The organism is Spirillospora sp. CA-108201 (assembly GCF_050936235.1).
GTDB lineage: Bacteria > Actinomycetota > Actinomycetes > Streptosporangiales > Streptosporangiaceae > Spirillospora.
The window spans coordinates 6,335,490-6,355,565 of record NZ_JBNJNE010000001.1 but is presented as its reverse complement, the minus strand read 5'-3'; the positions used below and the strand labels follow the sequence as shown (position 1 = coordinate 6,355,565).

18 protein-coding genes are annotated in these 20,076 nt (G+C 71.9%); 8 read left to right on the top strand and 10 right to left on the bottom strand.

The genetic code is table 11. The features are described from left to right. Positions 1 to 476: 476 nt before the first annotated feature. From ACQEU6_RS30680 to ACQEU6_RS30665, 4 genes are all read right to left on the bottom strand, one after another. Positions 477 to 3,317, bottom strand: coding sequence for an MMPL family transporter (locus ACQEU6_RS30680; RefSeq protein WP_499336519.1), 2,841 nt, complete (start codon positions 3,315 to 3,317; stop codon positions 477 to 479). A 63-nt stretch (positions 3,318 to 3,380) separates the two neighbouring features. After that, a complete protein-coding gene (locus ACQEU6_RS30675) occupies positions 3,381 to 5,177 on the bottom strand; it encodes a fatty acyl-AMP ligase (RefSeq protein WP_499336518.1) in 1,797 nt (598 codons plus the stop codon). 269 nt (positions 5,178 to 5,446) lie between these two features. After that, a complete protein-coding gene (locus ACQEU6_RS30670) occupies positions 5,447 to 5,695 on the bottom strand; it encodes a TFIIB-type zinc ribbon-containing protein (RefSeq protein ID WP_499336517.1) in 249 nt (82 codons plus the stop codon). A gap of 156 nt (positions 5,696 to 5,851) precedes the next feature. Next, positions 5,852 to 6,139: a hypothetical protein gene (locus ACQEU6_RS30665; RefSeq protein ID WP_499336516.1), complete on the bottom strand. Its 288-nt coding sequence runs from the start codon at positions 6,137 to 6,139 to the stop codon at positions 5,852 to 5,854. Positions 6,140 to 7,100: 961 nt separating this feature from the next. Here ACQEU6_RS30665 and ACQEU6_RS30660 point away from each other — a divergent pair. Both ACQEU6_RS30660 and ACQEU6_RS30655 read left to right on the top strand, forming a co-directional pair. Then, entirely contained in the window at positions 7,101 to 7,298 is a 198-nt protein-coding gene (locus ACQEU6_RS30660; RefSeq protein ID WP_499336515.1) for a hypothetical protein, read from the top strand. Between the two features lie 529 nt (positions 7,299 to 7,827). Further along, positions 7,828 to 8,577 carry an IclR family transcriptional regulator gene (locus tag ACQEU6_RS30655; protein WP_499336514.1) on the top strand — a complete coding sequence of 250 codons (750 nt, stop codon included), beginning with the start codon at positions 7,828 to 7,830 and terminating at the stop codon, positions 8,575 to 8,577. 13 nt (positions 8,578 to 8,590) lie between these two features. Here the strand turns inward: ACQEU6_RS30655 and ACQEU6_RS30650 are convergent, their stop codons facing one another. Then, the gene (locus tag ACQEU6_RS30650) at positions 8,591 to 8,953 is read right to left on the bottom strand and encodes a YkvA family protein (protein ID WP_364418863.1); all 363 of its coding nucleotides are present in this window, start codon (positions 8,951 to 8,953) and stop codon (positions 8,591 to 8,593) included. Between the two features lie 343 nt (positions 8,954 to 9,296). Here ACQEU6_RS30650 and ACQEU6_RS30645 point away from each other — a divergent pair, with 343 nt between their 5' ends. Then, positions 9,297 to 10,274: an alpha/beta hydrolase gene (locus ACQEU6_RS30645; RefSeq protein WP_499336513.1), complete on the top strand. Its 978-nt coding sequence runs from the start codon at positions 9,297 to 9,299 to the stop codon at positions 10,272 to 10,274. Between the two features lie 52 nt (positions 10,275 to 10,326). Here the strand turns inward: ACQEU6_RS30645 and ACQEU6_RS30640 are convergent, their stop codons facing one another. The 5 genes from ACQEU6_RS30640 to ACQEU6_RS30620 all read right to left on the bottom strand — a co-directional run bounded on the left by ACQEU6_RS30640 (position 10,327) and on the right by ACQEU6_RS30620 (position 15,260). Then, a complete protein-coding gene (locus ACQEU6_RS30640) occupies positions 10,327 to 10,956 on the bottom strand; it encodes a septal ring lytic transglycosylase RlpA family protein (RefSeq protein WP_499336512.1) in 630 nt (209 codons plus the stop codon). A 485-nt stretch (positions 10,957 to 11,441) separates the two neighbouring features. Further along, entirely contained in the window at positions 11,442 to 12,299 is an 858-nt protein-coding gene (locus tag ACQEU6_RS30635; RefSeq protein WP_499336511.1) for a hypothetical protein, read from the bottom strand. Positions 12,300 to 12,582: 283 nt separating this feature from the next. Continuing rightward, positions 12,583 to 13,689: a ferritin-like domain-containing protein gene (locus ACQEU6_RS30630; RefSeq protein ID WP_499336510.1), complete on the bottom strand. Its 1,107-nt coding sequence runs from the start codon at positions 13,687 to 13,689 to the stop codon at positions 12,583 to 12,585. Positions 13,690 to 13,943: 254 nt separating this feature from the next. Beyond that, positions 13,944 to 14,552: an LURP-one-related family protein gene (locus ACQEU6_RS30625; protein ID WP_499336509.1), complete on the bottom strand. Its 609-nt coding sequence runs from the start codon at positions 14,550 to 14,552 to the stop codon at positions 13,944 to 13,946. Positions 14,553 to 14,636: 84 nt separating this feature from the next. Beyond that, complete coding sequence (locus tag ACQEU6_RS30620; protein ID WP_499336508.1) at positions 14,637 to 15,260, bottom strand: TetR/AcrR family transcriptional regulator; 624 nt, start codon at positions 15,258 to 15,260, stop codon at positions 14,637 to 14,639. A 149-nt stretch (positions 15,261 to 15,409) separates the two neighbouring features. On the opposite strand from ACQEU6_RS30620, the gene ACQEU6_RS30615 reads away from it, so the two are divergent. The 5 genes from ACQEU6_RS30615 (at position 15,410) to ACQEU6_RS30595 (ending at position 19,998) form a co-directional block, all read left to right on the top strand. Continuing rightward, entirely contained in the window at positions 15,410 to 16,714 is a 1,305-nt protein-coding gene (locus ACQEU6_RS30615) for a GH1 family beta-glucosidase (protein WP_499336507.1), read from the top strand. 35 nt (positions 16,715 to 16,749) lie between these two features. Further along, a complete protein-coding gene (locus tag ACQEU6_RS30610) occupies positions 16,750 to 17,157 on the top strand; it encodes a MarR family winged helix-turn-helix transcriptional regulator (RefSeq protein WP_499336506.1) in 408 nt (135 codons plus the stop codon). Between the two features lie 66 nt (positions 17,158 to 17,223). Then, on the top strand, positions 17,224 to 17,514 hold the full coding sequence (locus ACQEU6_RS30605; protein WP_499336505.1) for a chorismate mutase: 291 nt from the start codon (positions 17,224 to 17,226) through the stop codon (positions 17,512 to 17,514). A gap of 55 nt (positions 17,515 to 17,569) precedes the next feature. Next, a complete protein-coding gene (locus tag ACQEU6_RS30600) occupies positions 17,570 to 19,273 on the top strand; it encodes a protein kinase domain-containing protein (protein WP_499336504.1) in 1,704 nt (567 codons plus the stop codon). Continuing rightward, entirely contained in the window at positions 19,273 to 19,998 is a 726-nt protein-coding gene (locus ACQEU6_RS30595) for a hypothetical protein (protein ID WP_499336503.1), read from the top strand. The genes ACQEU6_RS30600 and ACQEU6_RS30595 overlap by 1 nt, the downstream gene beginning before the upstream one ends. Positions 19,999 to 20,076: the final 78 nt, after the last annotated feature.

Here is a 20,076-nt window from a genome sequence, read left to right as displayed (position 1 = left end):
CGCGCCTGGCGGCTGGGCAGCACCCGGCTGTCACCCTGTGTGCAGCGGACCCGAACGAGTGCACCGCGCCCCGCCGTGGGATGGCGAACGCCCCGCGGGATGGCGAACGCCCCGTGGGATGGCGAACGCCCCGTGGGATGGCGAATGCGCCGTGGGATGGTCACCGCGCCGTGGGGATGGTGGCCGCGCCGTGGGATGGTGAACTCGCCGCGTGGATCGTGACCGCGCCGCGGGGATCGTGACCGCGCCGCGGGGATGGTGGAGGCGTCGCGGCTGTTGGCCCAGGACCTGCTCGGTCAGTCGGTCGTACTTTTCGTGCCGGTGGGGGCGGGGGCTCTTCGCGGCGATTGTCCGCGGGATGCCCCCACGTGGTTCGAAGGGGAGGTCGGCGGTGCCGTGAAGCGCCCTTTCGAGGCGTTCGACGCCGTGGGCTTCGGGCTTCCGCGCCCGCCCGATCGGTGAGGCTTGCCCCGGTGTCAGGTAGGGGCTTCCTCTTCGCCCCAGTGCCAGCCTGAACCGTCCGGGTTGGGGACGATCACGCGCCTGGTGCGCGGGGCGGGGCGCGGTGCCGGTCGTGGCGGGCCGTCCGCCCAGGGCGCCCACGGCGCCGTCTCGGGCTCCGGTGCGCGGGCGGGCTCCGCGCCGTCAGGGGCCGTCCGGAAGACCAGCTTCGGCGACTCTCCCCTGCTCGGCTGCGGGCCCGCTTGAAACGCGGCGTTCGCGTCCACCCGCCGGCGGGCGTGCGGCACCTCGACGGGGGCCTCGGCCGTCCGGCCTGAAGGAGACTTCGGGGCGATGGGTGCGCCGGAAGGTCCCGAGTCCCGGCTGACGAGAGGCGGCTCTTGCCGTATCCCGGGCTGCCCGGCAGGGTGCGGGCGGCCGCGCCCATCCGGCGGTGCCGCGCCCCGCGGAGCGGCTTGCCCGGCAGGGGTGGGCGCCGGGGTCGCTTCCTCCCAGTTGAGGGCGTAGGGGAAGGGTTGTTCGTCCGGCAGGCGGGGCGGGGCCGCCGTGGCGCCGGCCGGGGCGAGGGCGGTGCGTTCGCGCAGGTCCATGCGGGCGTGCAGGCCGGCGAGGAAGCCCGGCAGCCACCAGTTGGCCGCGCCCATGAAGCGCATCGTGGCGGGAACGAGGAGGGAGCGGACGAGGGCGGCGTCCACGACGACGGCCACGAACATGCCGACGCCGATCAGCTTCACGACGGTGATCCCCGCCATGCTGAACGCGGCGATGACCAGGAGGAAGAGCAACGCGGCGCTGGTGATGATGCCGCCCGTGTGCTGCATTCCGGACGCGACGGCGACGCGGTTGTCGTGCGTGAGGTCCCATTCCTCCCGGATGCGGCTCAGCAGGAAGACCTCGTAGTCCATGGACAGGCCGAACACGACCGCGAGGATGAGGATCATGCTGGTGGCCTCGACGCCGCCGGTCGGGGTGAAGTCCAGCAGCCCGGCGAGGTGCCCGTACTGGAAGCCCCAGACGATCGCGCCGAACGAGGCGCCGATCGACAGGACGTTCATGACGATGGCCTTCAGCGGCAGGACGATCGAGCCGAAGAACATGAACAGCAGGAGGAACGTGGCGATCCCGACGACGAGCGCCATCTTCGGCAGGGACCTCATCAGGCTCGACATCAGGTCCATCTGGGCGGCGGTGCTGCCCCCGACGTCGATGTGCATCGGGTAGCCGTCCTTGGACAGGTTCATCCCGCGGATGTCGGTGACGAGGTCCTGGGCGTGCTGGTCCATCGGCTCGTACTTGTGCGTGACGGAGATGCGCACGCCCCCGTACGAGCCGGAGTAGCCGGTGTACTGGGCTTTCGTGACACCGGGGAGGGACGCGAGCTGCTTGCGGAACTGCTCCAGGTAGGGCGGGATGGGGTCGCCCTTGCCCGACGGGGTCCAGTCGCGCGGGATGAGGTCTCCGGACACCACCACGTCGATGGGCTCAACGGATCCGTTGGGGAAGTCCTTCTTGATGGTCTCCACTACGGCGCGGGTGGGGCTGTCCTTGGGCAGGACACGGGCGTCCACACTGCCGAACTGGACGTTCAGGAACGGCACGAACATCACGCCCAGGATGACGAGCACGACCGCGAAGTACGGGAGCGGATGCTTCATCACGCTGTGGCCGAGCCGATACCAGAAGCCGCTCTCTGGGTTTCGCCGCGCGCGCTTGGACGTGGGACGCCGCCACCACATCTGCCCGCCTTCGACGCGCGGCCCTAGGAGAGCCAAGAGCGTCGGCAGGAGGACGGTGGCCCCGAACACCGCGACCATGACGGTGGCAATGCCGGCGAGCCCGATCGTCCGGAGGAACATCTGTGGGAAGAGCAGGAGGCCCGCGAGGGCCGCTGAAACGGTGACGCCGCTGACCATGATGGTGCGGCCCGCTGTCGCCATGGTGGCGGCCAGGGCGGCTTCACGTATGGGCTTGAGCGCCGCCCTGTGCGCCTTCTTGGCGGCCTTGCGCGCCGCCTTGCCGCTTTCCCGCTTCCAGGGTTTTCCGGGTGGCAGACCTTGCACGGCCATACCGCGCTGAAGTTCCTCACGGAAACGGCTGATGATGAACAACGAGTAGTCGATCGCTAGGCCGACACCCATCATCGTGACGACTTCCAGCGCGAAGGACGTCACGTCGGCCGCGTACGTCACCACGTGCAGGACGGCCAGTCCCCCGACCGTCGAGAAGACGGCCACGACGATGGGCAGAACCGAGGCTGTCACGGCGCCGAAAAGGATGACGAGCAAGATGAGCAGGGGCAGGGCGGTGATGGTCTCCGCGCGGACGATGTCGGCCACGACCTGCTTGCCGAACTCCTCGCCCAGCGGAACGCTGCCGCCGTACCGGACGTCGAGCCCTGGCGCGGCCAAGCGGTCCTTGACGGCGTGGTAGTTCTCCGTCTTGTCCGCGCCCTCCTTGCCCTTCAGTTTCACCGCGACGAAGGTCGAGTGCCGGTCGTGGGACGCGAACGTGCGCGCGGCCTCGCCGTTGAAGGACCAGTAGGAGATGATCTCCTCGACCTGGGCCTTGGGCAGCCGCGCGATGGTGGTGACGACGCTCGCCTCGAAGCGCGGGTCGTCCACCGTCATGGTGTCGCTCGAATACAGGACGAGGACGTCGGGGTTGGTGCTGCCGAAGTAGGTCGCGCCCAGCTTGGCGACGAGCGTCGAGGACGCGTCGGGGTCCTCGAAGCCGCCCTCCTTGAACTTGGCGAACACGCCGAGCCCCCAGGCGCCCGCCACCCCGGTCATGATCAGGATCAGGACGAGGCTGGTCCAGCGTCGCCGGTGGATGAGACGCCCCAGCCCCGAAAGCATGATCCTCCTGATTCGCCGCGGCCGCCCGGAGGCTCCGTCGCCTCCGCGCGGCCGGTTCCGTCGTTACCTGCGGGATGCCAGGCGGTTCGCGGTCGTCGCCAGGCCGCCGTCCAGGTAGCGCTGCCGGGTCGCGGCCCGTGCGATCTTCCCGCTGGAGGTGCGCGACACGCCACCCGGTTCGATCAACACGAAGGCGTGGACGCTCATCTCGTGCTCGACGTTGACGGCCGCGCGGACCGCCGACTCCACCTCGCCCACGTCGAGCCGCCCGAGGGGGACGCGGCGGTTGCGCTCGGCGACGAGCACCAGCCGCTCGGTCTCCTCCCCGGTGAGCGCGAAGGCGGCCACGTGGTCGGGGCGGACCGCCGGGTGCGCCTCCTGCGCGGTGACCTCGATGTCCTGCGGGTAGTGGTTGCGGCCGTCCACGATGATGAGGTCCTTGATACGGCCGGTGACATAGAGCTCACCCTCGTGGACGACCCCGTAGTCGCCGGTCTTCATCCACGGCCCGGCCGGCAGGTCCCCGGGCTCGGACAGCTCGCCGCCGAACGTCTCCTGGCTCCGCTCGGAGTTGCGCCAGTAGCCCGGCGCCGTGTTGGGGCCGTGCACCCAGATCTCGCCGACGCGCCCGTCGGGCTGCTCGACGCGGGCCTCGGGGTCGACGATCGCGACGATCTGGCCGCTGGGGCGCCCGCACGACACCAGCGGGCTCGTCCCCTCCGCGCCGTCCTCGCGGAGCCGCAGGTCGCCCTGGGTGAGCGCCTCCCGGTCCGCGGAGATGATCTTCGGCGGGACGTCCTCGGCGGCGGCCGTGACGAACACGGTGGCCTCGGCCAGCCCGTAGCCCGGCGCCTGCGCGCCCGGACGCAGCCCGGCCGGCGCGAGCGCGTCGGCGAACGTCGACAGCGTCGAGGTGCGGATCGGCTCCGCGCCGTTCAGGCAGGTCGTCAGCCCGGACAGGTCCAGGTCGGCGATCTTCTCCGGTGCGGCCATGGACGCGACGTACTCGTAGGCGAAGTTCGGCCCCGCGGTGTAGACGTTCTTGCCGGGGCGGCCCGCGATGAGCTGCAGCCACCGCATCGGGTTCATGATGAACGAGACGGGGTCGGTGAAGATGGCGTGGTCGCCGCGCACCAGCGGCAGCGCCATCGTCGCGATCAGGCCCATGTCGTGGAACAGCGGCAGCCAGCTCACCAGCTCGGGATCCGGCTTCTCGGGCGCCCACCCGGCCCACAGCTGCGCGGCGTTCGCCGTCACGTTCCCGTGGGTGATCTCCACTCCGGCGGGGCGGCGCGTCGATCCCGACGTGTACTGGAGGTAGGCGACGTCGTCGAACACGACCGGCTCGTCCCGCCAGCGGTCCGCCAGGGCCTGGTCGACCTCCTCGGCGAACACGATCTCCTTCGGCTGCGGGACGTCGTGGTCGGCGAGGAACTTCTCCACGTGCGGCAGCGCGTTCCGCGTCGTGACGATCACCGCGGGCTCGGCGTCGGCGTAGGCGCCGATCAGCCGGTCGGCGTGCCCCGGCAGGTCGGGCGAGAACAGCGGGACCGCGATGACGTGCGAGTACAGGGCGCCGAGCATGGACATCATGTAGTCGGGCGTCTGCGGCAGCAGCAGCGCGGCGCGCTCTCCGGGCCCGGTGACCTGCCGGAGCGTCACCGCCATGGCGCGCGCCCTGCGGTCCGTCTCGGCCCAGCTCAGCGTGAGGTGCGCGCCGGACGGGTCGGCCGAGTAGTCGACGAAGGTGAAGGCCGGGGCGTCCGGCTTCTCCCTCGCCCACCGCGCGACCCGCTCGATCAGCGGGGTGCGGCCGGAGCCGCCGGGCAGGAGTTCGGGAAGCAGCGAGCCCAATGCCATTGATCATCTCCCGAGGGGACGGGCCGGACGGGGCCGTGGACGGTGCCGTGAGGGGGTTGCACTCCGCCGGCGAAGGTGCGGCGCGCCCGCCGGACGACTTCGTCTGGACGCCCTGGTGACCGGCGATGATCACAAAGCTACCGGATGGTAGTCAGTGTGCGATATTAGCTGCCGGTCACATTCGCCGAAGCCCGGTTTGTCATCCCCGTGACAAGAGGAAATCCCCTTTCACACCAGGGGTTCCGGCCGGTCACCGACCGTGCCCGGGGCTACCGGTCGGCGGAGAAGATCTGCTGCATGATGCCCCGGCGGTGCCTGCCCTGGTACGTCGTCTCCGGGTTCACCTCGTCCGGAAGCGCGGCGAGGTAGCGGCTCTCCGCGTCGATGAGCTGTTCCAACTCGCCGCGGTCGAGAAAGACGCCCTTGCACCCCGGGCATTCCTCGATCACGACGCCGTGGCGTTCGTGGGTGTCGAGCCGGGAGTCGCACTTCGGGCACTGCAGCGTCGCGTCTGACATACCGGATCCCCTGTCCGTCACGCCCGCCTTTACCGTCGCCGGTCAGCATAGCGACACCGATCCCTTTTCGGGGCGATACCAGGACACTCGTCCGCTGATTCGGATGCGGGGCCGGGGTTCGCGCCCGTTCGCCTCGCCCTGACCCCTTCGTCGACATCAGCCCGTTCTGTCCTGCTCTGCGCCGGACTTGGTGCGGCTCAGCGCCGCCCGGCGCCGCGCCAGCACGATGCAGGCCGCGCCCCACAGCAGGCCGATCTCGGCCACCACCGCCACTGCGAGGACGACCGCCCAGTCCGTCCCGTCCCCTTTCCCTTCCCCTTCCTGCACGCCGGCCGGGGACATCAGGGTCGTGCGGCTCTGGTCGGCCACGGGCGGCAGGGCCGGCGGCTTCACCGGCGGCAGGACGACCGGCGCCGACGGCGTCGGCAGCGCCTGTTCGGGCACATTCGGAGGGGCCGGAACTCCGGCTCCCGGCTGCCCGCCCGGAGCCCCCGGCCCGCTCACCACGGGCCCGCTCCCAGGCGGCAGGCCGCCCTCATCCAGCTGGGCTCCCACCTTCGGCTTCCCGGGCTTCACGCCCTGCGACGGCTTCGCACCATCCGACGGCTCGGCGCCGTGGGGCGACGCAGTGCCGTGGGGCGACTCGGTGCCGTGGGGCGACTCGGTGCCCGCACTCGGCTCCGCGCTACCGGACGGCCTTCCGCCGTGGCTCGGCTTGGCGCCATGAGACGGCATGACGTTGGAGGGCGGCTTCACGCTCTGGCTCGGCGGCTTCACGTTCTGGCTCGGCGGCTTGGCGCTCTGGTGTGGCTTGTCGCTGTGGGACGGCACAGCAACGTGCGGCGTTTTCCCTTCAACCGTCGTCGGACACGGCCACCCACCCACGGTCGTGCTGCTTCCCACGCACGGCGTAGGCGCGCCACCCGGCTCCACCGTCCGCGGATAAGCCCCAGAGGTCGGCTTGTCAGCATGCCCAGAGGCTGACGCACACGGCCGCCCGCTCACACCCGCACAGTGCGACGGCGCGCTCCCCCCACTCGGCTTGCGGCTAGGACTCGGCTTGGCGCCGTGGGTCGCTGCACCAGACGGCTTGACTCCAGGCGTGGGGTTGCCCCCAGACGGCGACGGACACCCCCGTCCGATGACGCCGGTGTTGCCCTCAGCGCAATGCGTCGGCTTGTTCCCGCTTGGCGGCGCACTCGGGCTCGTCTTGCCGTCAGACGACGGGCACGTCCGTCCGTTAACGCCGGCGTTGGCCTCCGCGCATTGCGCCGGCTCATTTCCGCTCGACTGTGCGGTTGGGCTCGGCATGGTGGCGTGGGCCGGTTCGCTGTTGGACGGCGGCCGGCACGGACGGGCCGCCGCGTTTGCGCTGCTTTGCTTGCAGTGCGTCAGGTGAGGCCCGGTGGCCGGAGGCGTCGTGGTGCTGGACGGGTTTGCCGCGCCGTTCGACACGAGCCGGGTGCCCCTGGAGAAGTCGAAGACCGTGCGGGTCGTGCGGCGCGGGGCGTTGGAGGCGTTCGCTACGGCGAGGATGCTCAGTGGCTGCGCGGACGGTCCCTTCACCATCGAGGCCGGGAATCGTACGGTTCCCCTGCGCTGACGCCCTTCCGAACCCACTTCGCCCAGGGTGCAGCGCAACCCTTGGCCGGAACCGAGGGGCGTGCAGTCCGGTGTGCGGCTCGTCCAGGACAGCGGTCGGTCGCCCGTGAGGCGCAGGCCGACCTTGCGGGCGACGCCACCGCCGGCGCGGACCCGGACGGTGAACGCCAGCGTGTAGTCGGCCCCCTGGGGTGTGACCCCGTCGGGTGTCATGGCCACCAGCAGCCTGACCTTCGGTGGGGCCGCCTCCGGTACCGCCTGGGCGGCGGGGCTCAGCAGCGTGAGCGGCGTGGCCAGCGCGCCGCTCATCGTGATCGCGCCCCAGCGGCCTCTTCGACGCTCCCCTCGCACACGCTCCCCCTAGCGTTCTCCCCACGGCCACCCGGGGGTAGTGCCGTGACATCGGACACAGGGAGTTATTGCCGCATCACTCGCCGAAGTAACGTGCTTCATCCCGACGCCCACCCTCTTTCGCATAGCGAAATCATCTCTCCGTAGAATCGGGTGGTCGCGGAGGAGAGGAGTCACGGGTGGCAGAGGGCGTTCGGTCGCTGGCCCGCGCGTTCGACCTGCTGGAGCATCTGGCGGACGCGGGGGGCGAGATGGCGCTGTCGGAACTCACGGAGGTCTCCGGACTGCCGATGCCGACGATCTACCGGTTGATGCGGACGCTGGTCAACCAGGGCTACGTCCGGCAGGAGCCGTCCAAGCGCTACGCCCTGGGCCCGCGCCTCATCCGGCTCGGCGAGGGTGCGAGCCGCCTGCTCGGCACGTGGGCGCGCCCGGTGCTGTCCCGGCTGGTGCAGGAGGTCGGCGAGACGGCCAACATGGCGGTCCTGGAGGGGGACGAGGCCGTGTACGTCGCGCAGGTGCCGTCCAAGCACTCGATGCGGATGTTCACGGAGGTGGGGCGGCGCGTCCAGCCGCACTGCACGGGCGTGGGGAAGGCGCTCCTGGCGCAACTGCCCGACCAGCGGGTCCGCGAGATCCTCGCCAGGACGGGCATGGACGCGCACACCCCCAACACCTTCACGGACGCGGACGCCCTCCTGGCGGAACTGGAGCAGATCCGCCGGCAGGGCTACGCGGTCGATGACGAGGAGCAGGAGGTCGGCGTCCGCTGCGTCGCGGTGGCGCTGCAAGGCGCGCCGACACTGACGGCCATCTCGGTGTCGGGGCCTTCAGGGCGCATGACGCACGAGGCGGTTCCGAACGTCGTGCCCATCATGCGCGACGCGGCCGACCGGTTCTCCAAGGAACTCGGGCCGACCGCGTCCTGACGCTATGTGGTCGTCAGTCGACGGGCTCGCCGACGATGACGGTGGGACGTCCGCCGCGCTCCCAGGCGACGAAGTCGCCCGCGGACTTCACCAGGACGGTGGCCAGCCACAGGGCCAGTCCGGTGTCGTCCGCGATGCCCACGACGGGGATGACGTCGGGGACGGCGTCGATCGGGGAGATGATGTAGACGAGCCCCAGGGCGAGCAGTCCGAGCGTCCCGAAGGACATTCCCTTGTACTGCCCGCGCAGGACCGACTTCAGCATCCTGGGGACGGCGCGGACGCGCTCCCAGAATCCCGGCGCGTCGGGTTCGAGCGTCTCGCGGTAGATATGCCAGGCCTGCCCGGCGGCGGCTGCACTGCGCTTCCTGTCCACCAGCACTCCTTGTGTCGGACGTCTGTGAGGGCACGCCCCCGCAACGCCCACGTACGACTAGGACGCGACGAGTGCCGGGTTTGTTCCCTTCGATCGATCATGAGGTGCGGGTCACAGCCGGACCATTCCGGCCTCGGCAGGGTGATCGCCGAGCGGATCCGACGGTCACGCCCGATCCAGGTGACCTGAGGTGAGGTGTTCGTCACTCTCCTGGTCGGCGTGCGGCGGTTCGCGGCGTGTCGGCTGGCGTCCGCTGCGAACATGAGCGATCCGGGGGGAGCGCCGCCTCCGCCCGGCACGACCGGCATGGCCCGTCGAGCATCGCAGGAGCTGACGTACCGATATGAGCGGCGACCATACGAACCGCCCCGTCCACGGCACCGCGGCAGGCGACGCCTACGTCGCGCTGCCCCCGACGGCCGTCGACGCGACCGCGTCCGGCCCGACCCGGCTGATCGTCGCCTGGCCCGGCTTCGACCCGCCCCGGACGGCGAGCGCCCTGGCGACGGCGATCCCGATGACGGGCGTGCCCGTGTGGCGCGTGTACCTGGACCTGCCGGGGCGCTCGCCCGGCGGCCTCGGCTCCGGATCGATCCTGGAGACCGAGAGCATCGAGGCGTACTGCGCGGCCGTGGAGAGCGCCGCCCGGCGGCTGCCGGAGGCGCTCGCGCAGATCCGCCGCGACCTCGACGTCCCGGACGGCCCGGTCGGCCTCGCGGGCTTCAGCGCGGGCGGCTCGGCCGCCCTGCTCGCCGTGGCGCACGGAACGGTCCCGGTGAGCACCGCCGCGCTCGTCGCGCCCGTCGTCGCCCCGGCGCGGGCCGCGCGGGCGGTGGAGAAGCGGTCCGGTTCGGAACGCGCCTGGACCGAGCACGCCGTCGCGCTCGCCGACCGCCTCGACCTCGGGTCGCTCGCCGCCGACATCGCCGGACGGGACGTGCCGGTCCTGCTCGTCGGCGGCGCCAAGGACCGCGTCGTCCCCGCACGGGAGACCACGGCGCTCCGCGACGAGCTGCGCAGGCACGGCGGCCAGGCGGAGTCCACCACGTTCCGGATGGGGCACGCGCTGGCCGCCGAGCCCGGCACCGAGCCGCGCCCGCCGATCACCGAGGCCGTCCGGGTCGACGCCGCCCTCACCGACTGGTTCCGCGACCGCCTCGCCACGCTCGCGCCCGGCGCGGCCGGTCAGGCCGAGGAGACCGAGGCGACCGAGGCGACCGGCGACACGCAGCCGATGGAGCGGCGGCACGGTTCGTGGTCGTCCGGCGCCCGGGACGTTCCGGACGCGCGGACGGGCGCCGGGCTGGGCCAGGGGTTCTGACCGCCCGGCGGGCACGCCGCGGCGCCCGCCGGGCGGGTCGGAACCGATGGGGTCAGCCCTTGGACAGGACCTCGTAGCGGACGGGGATGACACCCGATCCGGTGCCGCCGACCTTCTTCATGGCGGCCTTGGACAGGTCCAGGCAGCGTCCGCCCGCGTACGGGCCGCGGTCGTTGATGCGGACGATGACCGAACGGTCGTTGTTCTTGTTGGTCACCCGGACCTTCGAGCCCAGCGGCAGCGTCTTGTGCGCGGCCGTCAGCCCGCTCGGGTCGAAGTGCTCGCCGCTCGCGGTCATCTGGCCCTCCCAGTAGTAGGAGGCCTCGCAGGAACCCGACTTCACGACCTTGAACTGCTTCTTCTTCTTGGGCTTCGCCAGGTTCGCGGCCTGGTCGTCGCTCTTCGACGACTTCTTCTTCTTGCTCTTCCTGGGAGTCTTCGAAGGCGACGGCTCCGGAGAGCGGGGCCGGCCTCGGCCGGCCCGGGTCGGCTCGCCGTGCGGACGGTCCGCCAGCGGGTCCGCGGCCTGGGGCGCGGTCTGCGCCGCCTGTGCCGAGTCGGCGGGGCCGTCGCGCCCGGCCAGGGCGAACGCGCCCGCGGCAAGGACGGCGACGGCGGCGCCGGAGACGATCAGGATGGTGCGTAGGCGCGCTCGAAGAAGACGCCTGACAGGGCTACCCACAGAGGAGTCCTTTGTTAGGGGACAGGACCCCGGACGCCCGGCGGATCTCACCGCCGTTTCTCGCGGCGTGGCCAGGCGACGTCCGCCGTCCCCCGGATCCCCCCGCCGCCCGCGGGCTCCTCAGCCCGCCCCGCGCCGCTCTCTCAGGCGCGCCCGCTTGATCGCGGATCGGCGTCCGGCAGGTGCGGCTGGAAAGGCATCTTCACTTTTCGAAATCACTGAAGAGCCGCACAAGTCCCTGACCGTACGTTGTGTCCTCTGTAGATCAAGCCGTGAGGCCGTTGTTTGTGGGATTTGTCACCTCAGCTTTTGCCCATCGAAGCTGATCAACTTCGCCGGGTGACCGCATTTCAAGATCGTCTTTACTGCGTGCATACCGCTGATCTCGGACGGATAACAAAGGATCCGGCACATCGGAACGGGGCGGCCCAGCGGAAGATCACTTCCATTGGACCGCCCCGTGAGCTGGGACGACGGGCCGCCTGTCAGTCGCGCCCCGGGGCGGCCGGAACGCCCGGGACCGCCGACAGCGCCGGCACCTTCGGCACGCCGAGCGCGGACGCGTCCGGCATGGACAGCGGGCCTTCCGCCGGGCCGGGGGTCGCCGTCCGGCGGGAGCCGTCACGCGACTTCAGCACGTCGACCACGTTTCCGACACCGCTCTCGGGCCGGGTGAGGCCGTTCCCGGCCTTGCCCGCGGCGCCCTCGGCCTTCCCGACCAGGTCGCCGGACGGGCCGGGCCCGGCGTACCGCGCGGCCGGCGGGAAGAGCACCGAGCCGACGGGCAGGCCGCCGGGCGTCGCGCCGCCGAGCAGGGAGCCGAGGTCCGGCAGACCGGAGCTCGGCCCCGGGCCGGCCAGGCTGATGGGCGTCTCGGCCGCGCGGGCGCCCGGCGCGGCCGACCGCGCGGCCTCGCGGCGGCCGAGGCCGCCCGTGGACAGGAGCTTTCCGGTGGGCAGGCCCTTCCCGAGCTTGCCGACCGGGGCGAGCTTGCCGGTGCCGCCGAGCAGCGTCCCGGGGACGTCGCCCCCTCCGCCGGACAGGACGGGCAGTGCCGTCCCCGGCTTGCGGGCGCGGGCCGCGCGCGTCCCCGGCCTCGCCGGAGCGGCCCGCAGCACTCCGTCCGCGGCGCCGCCGGCGAGGTCCGCGGTCCGGTCGCCCGTCCCGGCGGCCGGGGCCGGAAGCGTGCGCATGACGCTATGGCCCGTGGCGGCGGTCTCGTAGAGGAGCAGCGTGGACGGGCCCGCCACCGCGCTCGGCGCCGCGTTCGCGGGCGCGGCCTCCGTCGGCGCGGCCGCCACGGCGACCGCGGCGGCGAAAGAGGCGAGGACGGAGACCCTCAACAGGCTTCTGGCGGAGCGGTTCATTCTTTCCCCCGGGGTTTTCGGATTGGCCTGCACCTGCGGCGTGCGCCCGAGCGGCTGGTGAATCCCGGCGCGCCGTCGAGCGGGGACGCTAGTACACCGCGGTGCCGCGTGCGGCCGATTCCAAAATGACTTGGGGAAACCCGAAAGATCTAGATGGACTGATCATAACTGTTCGGCGGAATGTCAAATACCGACAATTTCCGATAAAACTAAAGCGGGGGCGGCCCCTGAGGGGCGCCCCCGCCTGACGACCCTCCGGCTACTCGCCCGCGCCGAGGGAGATGGCCTCGTCGACCTCGTCCTTGCGGGCGGCGAGCTCGGTCGCGTAGCGCTCCGCGTCGACCTTCTCGGCGATCTCCTCGTCCTGCCGCATCAGGGCTTCGAGGTCGGCCTTGGCGTTGTCGAGGACGCCCATGTCCAGGTAGGCGGCCTGTACCTTGTCGCCCCAGAGGCCCACGTCCCGGACGCACGGGACGATGCGGCTGAAGAGCAGCGACTGGTAGAGCGTGTACATGTCGGAGTTGTCGACATACTCCATGCACCGGTCGACCGGCATGTCGAGCTGCTCGAAGACCTCGCGGCCCTTGAAGCGGTCGCGCATCAGGTAGCAGCCCTCGACGACGAACTCCTCGCGCTCGGCCCGCTCCTTGTCGGTGAGCTCGGCGTAGTAGTCCTTGAGCGCGAGCCGCCCGAACGCGACGTGCCGCGCCTCGTCCTGCATGACGTAGGCGAGGAGCTGCTTGACCAGCGGGTTGGTCGACATGTCGCGGTACAGCCCGAACGCGGCGAGGGCGAGGCCCTCGATGAGGACCTGCATGCCGAGGTAGGGCAGGTCCCAGCGGCTGTCCTCCAGCGACTCGGCGAGCAGCTTCGCCAGGTCCTGGTTGACCGGGTAGTACATGCCGATCTTCTCGTGGACGAACTTCCCGTACAGCTCGACGTGCCGCGCCTCGTCCATGGTCTGGGTGGCGGCGTAGAACTTGGAGTCCAGGTCGGGGACGGTCTGGACGATGCGCGCCGACACGTTCAGCGCGCCCTGCTCGCCGTGCAGGAACTGGCTGAACAGCCACGAGCCCTGGTGGCGGCCGAACTCGTCCTTCTCCTTCTGTGACATCTTGTCCCAGATGTCGGACCCGAACAGCGGGTTGAAGTTCTCCGGCAGCCCGGCGATGTTGACCGGGTCGACCTCAAGGTCCCAGTCGATGCGCTTCTGCGCGTCCCACTGCTTGTCCTTGCCCTTCTGGTACAGGTTCAGCAGCCGGTCGCGGCCCTCGTCGTACTCCCAGGTGAAGCGGGTGTCGCCCGCCATCGGGACGTTCCACGTGTCGGTCGGGACGGGCGTGACGTAGAGATCGTGGGAACTCACGGGGGGATCCTCCTCCGGGGGTGACGCCGCGCGAGCGCGACGCGGGTGTGCACCGCCCATGGCTTTACATGCCTTCGTAACATGTAAAGCGCGCCGAGGCCAGGGAGTCGCCGGAACCCGTGACGCGTGCGCCATTGAACACAGGCGCGCGAACACAGGCGCGCGAACACGGGCGCCCGAGCACGGCCCCTCGAATACAGCCGCCCGCGCCCCCGGCAGGGGGGTGCGGGCGAGCGGGCGCGACGGCCCCGGGGTCAGCGGGACTGGAGGGCGTCCAGGCCGACGGCCTGGGCGATGACGAGGCGGCGGTCGAGGCGCGGATCGCTGATCTCGACGACGTAGCGGTCGCGGAAGCCGAACTTCTTCTCGACGCTGAAGACGACCTGGTCGCCGGCGTAGAAGTCGAAGTGGTACGGCCACGCGAACGGCAGGTTCTCCACGTACGGGATGAACTGCCAGACCCGCCGGAGCACGGCGACGAACTTGTTGCGCTCGCTGCCGGTCGTCAGGCCGAGGCCGGGCTGCTCCAGATGCCAGGTGGAGGCGAGCAGCGACTTCTTGAAGTCCTTGCGGAACACGCCGATCGGCTGCCCGTGGGCGTCCGTGATGTCGTACGCCGACGCGAGGTCGATGCGCTTGCGCGCCTTGAACCCGAGGATCGGACGCGTCTTGGAGTCGTCGGAGTACAGGGTGACCTGCTCCTTGAACGCCAGCCGCTTCTGCTGCGCGAAGGCGAGCAGTTCGCCCTCCTCGCCGCCCGGCCCCTCCGCGTGCACCTCGTACTGGTTCACCATGAGGCGCACCCGCTGCCGGATCAGCAGCTTGCGCTGTGTCTGGAGTCTTTCCTCGTCCAGCGAACTCACCCGTTCCGTGTCGGTTTGCGGACGGGAGTCTGCCATAGCGAGTCCCTTTCATCCGGCGTTTCCCGGATGCGTCCGACGTCCGGGTCAGGACTCCTGGATGTGCGCGGCCAGGTACCCGTGGATCAGCCGCTCGGCCTCCGCGACGATCTGCGGGTCGCCGTCCGGGCTGCGGCGGAAGGCCATCTTCAGCACGGCGTCGCCTGCCTCGACCGCGATGGCGAGCGCGGTGGCGAGGCCGGGGGTGTCCTGGACGCCGAAGGTGTCGACGATCATCCGGCGGAGCCGGTCGGCGACCACCGCGTTGTTGTCGGCGTCGGAGTCGAGCAGGTTCACGTCGGCGACGTCGCCGAAGCGCAGCACCCGGAAGCCGGGAACGGTCCGGTGCATCTCCACGAAGATCTCGATGATCGCGCCGACCGTGTCGGACCAGTCGACGAACTCGCCCGCGGTGAGCCGCCCGGAGATCCGGTCGCCGAACTCCTGCAGGTTGCGCAGCGCGAGCGCCTGCGCGACCGCGCGCTTGTCGGGGAAGAACTGGTAGACCGAGCCGATCGCCACCTCGGCGCGCTGGGCGATGCGCGTCGTGGTCAGGCCGTCGTAGCCGTCCTCGTCCAGGATCTCGGCGCAGGCGTCCAGCATCCGCTGGACGCGTTCGGCGCTGCGGCGCTGGGCGGGACGGCGGCGGAGCGGGGTTCGGATCTCGGTCACCCCGCCATTGTCCCTCGGACGCAGCGGTGCCGAGCATGCACAGCGTGCCATACCTCTGGGTCGCGGGAGTCTTCCGCCCGCACCACCCCGCCACTAATATCCGAAGGCTATTCGCATTTTCGGTCGGACCATGGGGGAAGGAAGCGCGGATGGGTCTTCCGGAGAACTTCCGCTGGGGCGTCGCCACCGCCGCCTACCAGATCGAGGGCGCGGTCGAGGAGGACGGGCGGGGACCGTCCACCTGGGACACGTTCTCCCACACGCCCGGGCGGACCCGCGACGGCCACACCGGCGACGTCGCCTGCGACCACTACCACCGCTGGCCCGAGGACGTCGCGCTGATGGCGGGCCTCGGCGTCGACGCGTACCGGTTCTCGATCGCGTGGCCGCGCGTGCAGCCCTCCGGGAGCGGCGCCGTCAACGCCAAGGGCCTCGACTTCTACGACCGGCTGGTGGACGGCCTGCTCGCCGCCGGCATCGCCCCCGCCGCCACGCTCTACCACTGGGACCTCCCGCAGCCGCTCGAAGACGCCGGCGGCTGGATGGAGCGTGACACCGCCTACCGGTTCGCCGAATTCTCCTACCTGGCGGCCGAGCGCCTCTCCGACCGCGTCGACATGTGGATAACCCTGAACGAGCCCGTGGTCGTCACCGCCTACGGCTACGCGTTCGGCGTCTACGCCCCCGGCAGGACGCTGCTGCTCGACGCGCTGCCCACCGCGCACCACCAGCTCCTCGGGCACGGCCTCGCCGTCAACGCCCTGCGCAGCCGCGGGGCGCGCACGGTCGGGCTGACCAACCACTACTCCCCGGCCTGGGCCGCCTCCCCCGCCGACCAGCCCGCCGCCGACGCCTTCGACGCGTTCATGAACCGGCTGTTCACCGATCCCGTCCTGCTCGGCCGCTACCCGGACCTGATGGGGGACGCGCCGTTCATCCGCTCCGAGGACATGTCGGTCATCGCCTCACCCGTCGACTTCCTGGGGGTCAACTACTACAACCCCACGCGCATCGCGACCCCGGCCGAGGGCCCGCTGCCGTTCGACATCGTCGACATCACCGGGTACCCGACGACGGGGATGGGCTGGCCGATCGTCCCGGACGCCTTCCTGTCGCTGCTGCGCACCCTCGACTCCCGCTACGACCTGCCGCCGCTCTACATCACGGAGAACGGGTGCTCGTTCGCCGACGAGCCCGGCCCGGACGGGGCCGTGGACGACCCGTCCCGCATCGAGTTCCTGGACGCCCACATCGCGGCGATGCGGACCGCCGTCGACGAGGGCGTCGACATCCGCGGCTACTTCGCCTGGTCGCTCCTGGACAACTTCGAATGGGCGGAGGGCTACCACCCCCGGTTCGGACTCGTCCACGTCGACTACGAGACGCAGAAGCGCACGCCGAAGACGTCCTACGGCTGGTACCGGGACCTCATCGCGTCGTCCAGGCGTCGCTGACGGGCCCGGCGGGCCCGCGCTCCTACCCTTGACACATGCCCGTCGAAGTGCAGGAACTCGCGAGAGCGGTCAGGCAGGCCCACCGCCGGCAGCACCGCGCGCTCGACAGGCGCCTCGCCGCCGCCGGCACGACGCCCGCGCAGTGGGACGCCCTGCGCGCGATCGGCCGCGCTCCCGGGGCGTCCGCCCGCGCCCTGGCGGCGGAGACGTTCCAGAGCGAGCAGGCGTTCGGGACGCTCGCCGGGCGCCTGGCCGCGCAGGGGCTGATCGACCGGCGGCCGGGCCGGCTCCCCAGCGTCGAGCACCACCTCACCCCCGCCGGCGAGAAGCTCCTCGCCACCGGCCGGCGGATCGTCGACGAGGTCCTCGACGAGCTCTTCGCACCCCTGCCCGAGGACGACCGCGCCGCCCTGCTGGCCCTGCTCCTGCGCCTCTCCTCCTGACCGCGCCCTCCTGACCGCGCCCACCTGACCGCGCGCCTCCCGACCGCGTGCGGCATGCTGATCCGCATGGAGACACCGGAGACGCTCGCGGACGTGCGCGCGCGGATCGACGCCGTCGACGAGCGGCTCGTGCGGCTGCTGGCCGAACGCGAGGGGCTGGTGCGCGCGGCCGCCGCGTTCAAACGGGACGAGCGGGCCGTCCGCGCGCCCGACCGGGTCGAGCGGGTCGTCGCGCTGGCGCAGGAACGGGCCGCCGGCGCCGGGCTCTCGCCCGAGGTCGCCGAGACGGTGTGGCGGGCGATGGTCGGCGCGTTCGTCGACCTGGAGCTGACCGAGCACGCGACCCGCCGCGGATAGGCCGCGGATAGGCCGCGGATAGGCTGCTCTCTCCGCTTCGTCGTGGAGGTTCTGGATGCCGGAGACCCGCCCGCTGCGCGCCGCCGACCCCCGCGAGATCGGCGGGTTCCGGCTGACGGCCCGCATCGGCGAGGGCGCCCAGGGCGTCGTCTTCCTGGGCGAGTCCGGAACCGGGCGGCGGGTCGCCGCGAAACTCCTGCACGCCGACTTCGGACGGGACGAGCGGGCCCGCACCCTCTTCGACCGGGAGCTGGCGGCGGCCCGCAGCGTCGCCCCGTTCTGCACGGCCCGCATCCTCGCGGCGGACGCCGACGGCGACACCCCCTACATCGTCAGCGAGTACATCGACGGGCCGTCGCTGCGCGACCGGGTCGTCGAGGAGGGCGCGGCGTCCCCGGCGGAGCTGGTCAGGCTCGCCGTCGGCACCGCCACCGCGCTGGCGGCCATCCACGAGGCCGGCGTCGTCCACCGCGACTTCAAGCCGGCCAACGTGCTGCTCGGCCCGGACGGCCCGAAGGTCATCGACTTCGGCGTCGCGCGGCCGCTGGAGGCCACCTCCGCCACCCTGACCGGCGCCGTCGGCACCCCCGCCTACATGGCGCCCGAACAGGTGGAGGGATCCGCGGGCGGCGCGCCGCTGGACATGTTCGCGTGGGGCTGCACGATTTCGTTCGCCGCTAACGGCGTCCCGCCGTTCGGCGGCGACTCGGTGCCGGCCGTCATGCAGCGGATCCTGTACGGGGAGCCGGACCTCGGCGCGCTGACCGGAGACCTGCGGGCCCTCGTCGCGTCGAGCCTGGCGAAGGACCCCGCGGCCCGCCCCACGGCCCTCCAGGTGCTGCAGCGGCTGCTCGGGCTCGGCCCGAACGCGGACCTCCTCGCGGAGGGCACCTCGACCGCCGCACGACCGGCCGCGCCACCGCGGGCCGCGGGCTGGACGCCGCCGGGCGCGACGCAGCCGGCCGCCGGTCCCTGGACGCGGCCGGCCCCGGCGCCCCCGCCGCCTCCGGCGACGTACCCGAACCCCGGAGGACCGCGACCGGCCGGACGGGGCGGCCGGGTGCTCCTCGTCACCGGAGCCGCCGCCGCGGCCGTCGTCCTGGCCGGCGGGCTCGTCGCCGCGCTCCTTCTCAAGGGCGACCGCGGGGCGGAGGGCGCCGGGCGGGGCCGCGGCGGGACCCCGGTCGCCCAGTCGACGCCGTCCACGTCGTGCGCGTACCGGCCCGCGACCGGCACGAACACCAAGGACGTCGGGAGGCCGCCTGCGGACCCCCCGGCGGCGCCGCCGTCCCGCGCCACGATCGAGACCGGCCTCGGCACGCTCCAGATCTCGCTGGACGCCCGGACGGCGCCGTGCACGGTGAACTCCCTGGCCTACCTCGCGGCCCAGAAGTTCTACGACCGCACCTCGTGCCACCGGCTCACGACGGGCACGAGCCTCCTGGTCCTGCAGTGCGGCGACCCGACCGGGACCGGGGCGGGCGGGCCCGCCTACCAGTTCGACGACGAGAGCCTGAGCTCCGCGCGCTACACGCGGGGGACCGTGGCCATGGCGAACGCGGGCCCGAACACCAACGGCAGCCAGTTCTTCATCCTGTACGGCGACACCACGGACCTCCCCGCGTCCTACACGGTCTTCGGCCACGTCACCTCCGGCATGGACGTCGTCGACAAGGTCGCCGGGGAGGGCGTCGCGGACGGCGGCACGGACGGCGCCCCGAAGCGGAAGGTCACGATCAACGAGCTCCGCACGGCCTGATGCGCGAGATCGAGGAGCTGTACGCGGCGTTCGCGCACGTTCCTCATCCCGCCGCGCCGGCCGGATGCCCGTGCCGCGTCGGCCCCGAGGAGGGGCGGGCGCTGCTCCGGCACCGCCCGCGTGATCTCGGTGCGGAGGAGCTGTCCCGGTACGCGGCCAAGGCGCTGAACACGTGGGGCGGCCCCGAGGAGCTGCGGTACTTCGCGCCGCGCCTCCTGGAGCTGGCCGCCGCCGACGCCTTCGCCTGGCCCGACCCGGAGATCGTGTTCGGCAAGTTCGCCCGGGCGGGGTGGCGGACCTGGGGTCAGCGCGACGCCCTCGCGGCCTTCTTCGACGCGTTCTGGACACGGACGCTGGAGCGGTTCCCCTCCCGCCCCTCGGTGGACACGGCCCTCTGCGCCCTGGCGGCGGCCGAGGCCGATGTCCCGCGCTACCTGGACGCATGGGGACGGCTGGCGTCCGAGGCCTCCATCAGGCATCTGCACGAATTCGCCCTCCAGGGGCTGACCTGGAGAAAGGGCGCCCCGCGGCTGATCAACGCGTTCTGGGACGCCTCGGCTCCTCCCCGCCTCCAGGTCGTCGGCTGGCTGACCGGAGGCCCCGCGGCGGGGGCCGTCGAGTCCGCCTTCGCCCGGACCGGCGACGAGCCGGTCCTGCGCCTGCTGGCCGAGATCGATTCCGCGCTGCGCGACCCCGGCGCGGCCCTGGGCGTGCGCTGGTCGTGACGCCTGCCGACGGCGGATTAGAACCGGGCTCGCGGCGCGTTGAAGGAGGTGGAAACAGCCCCCGACGAAGGAGGACGC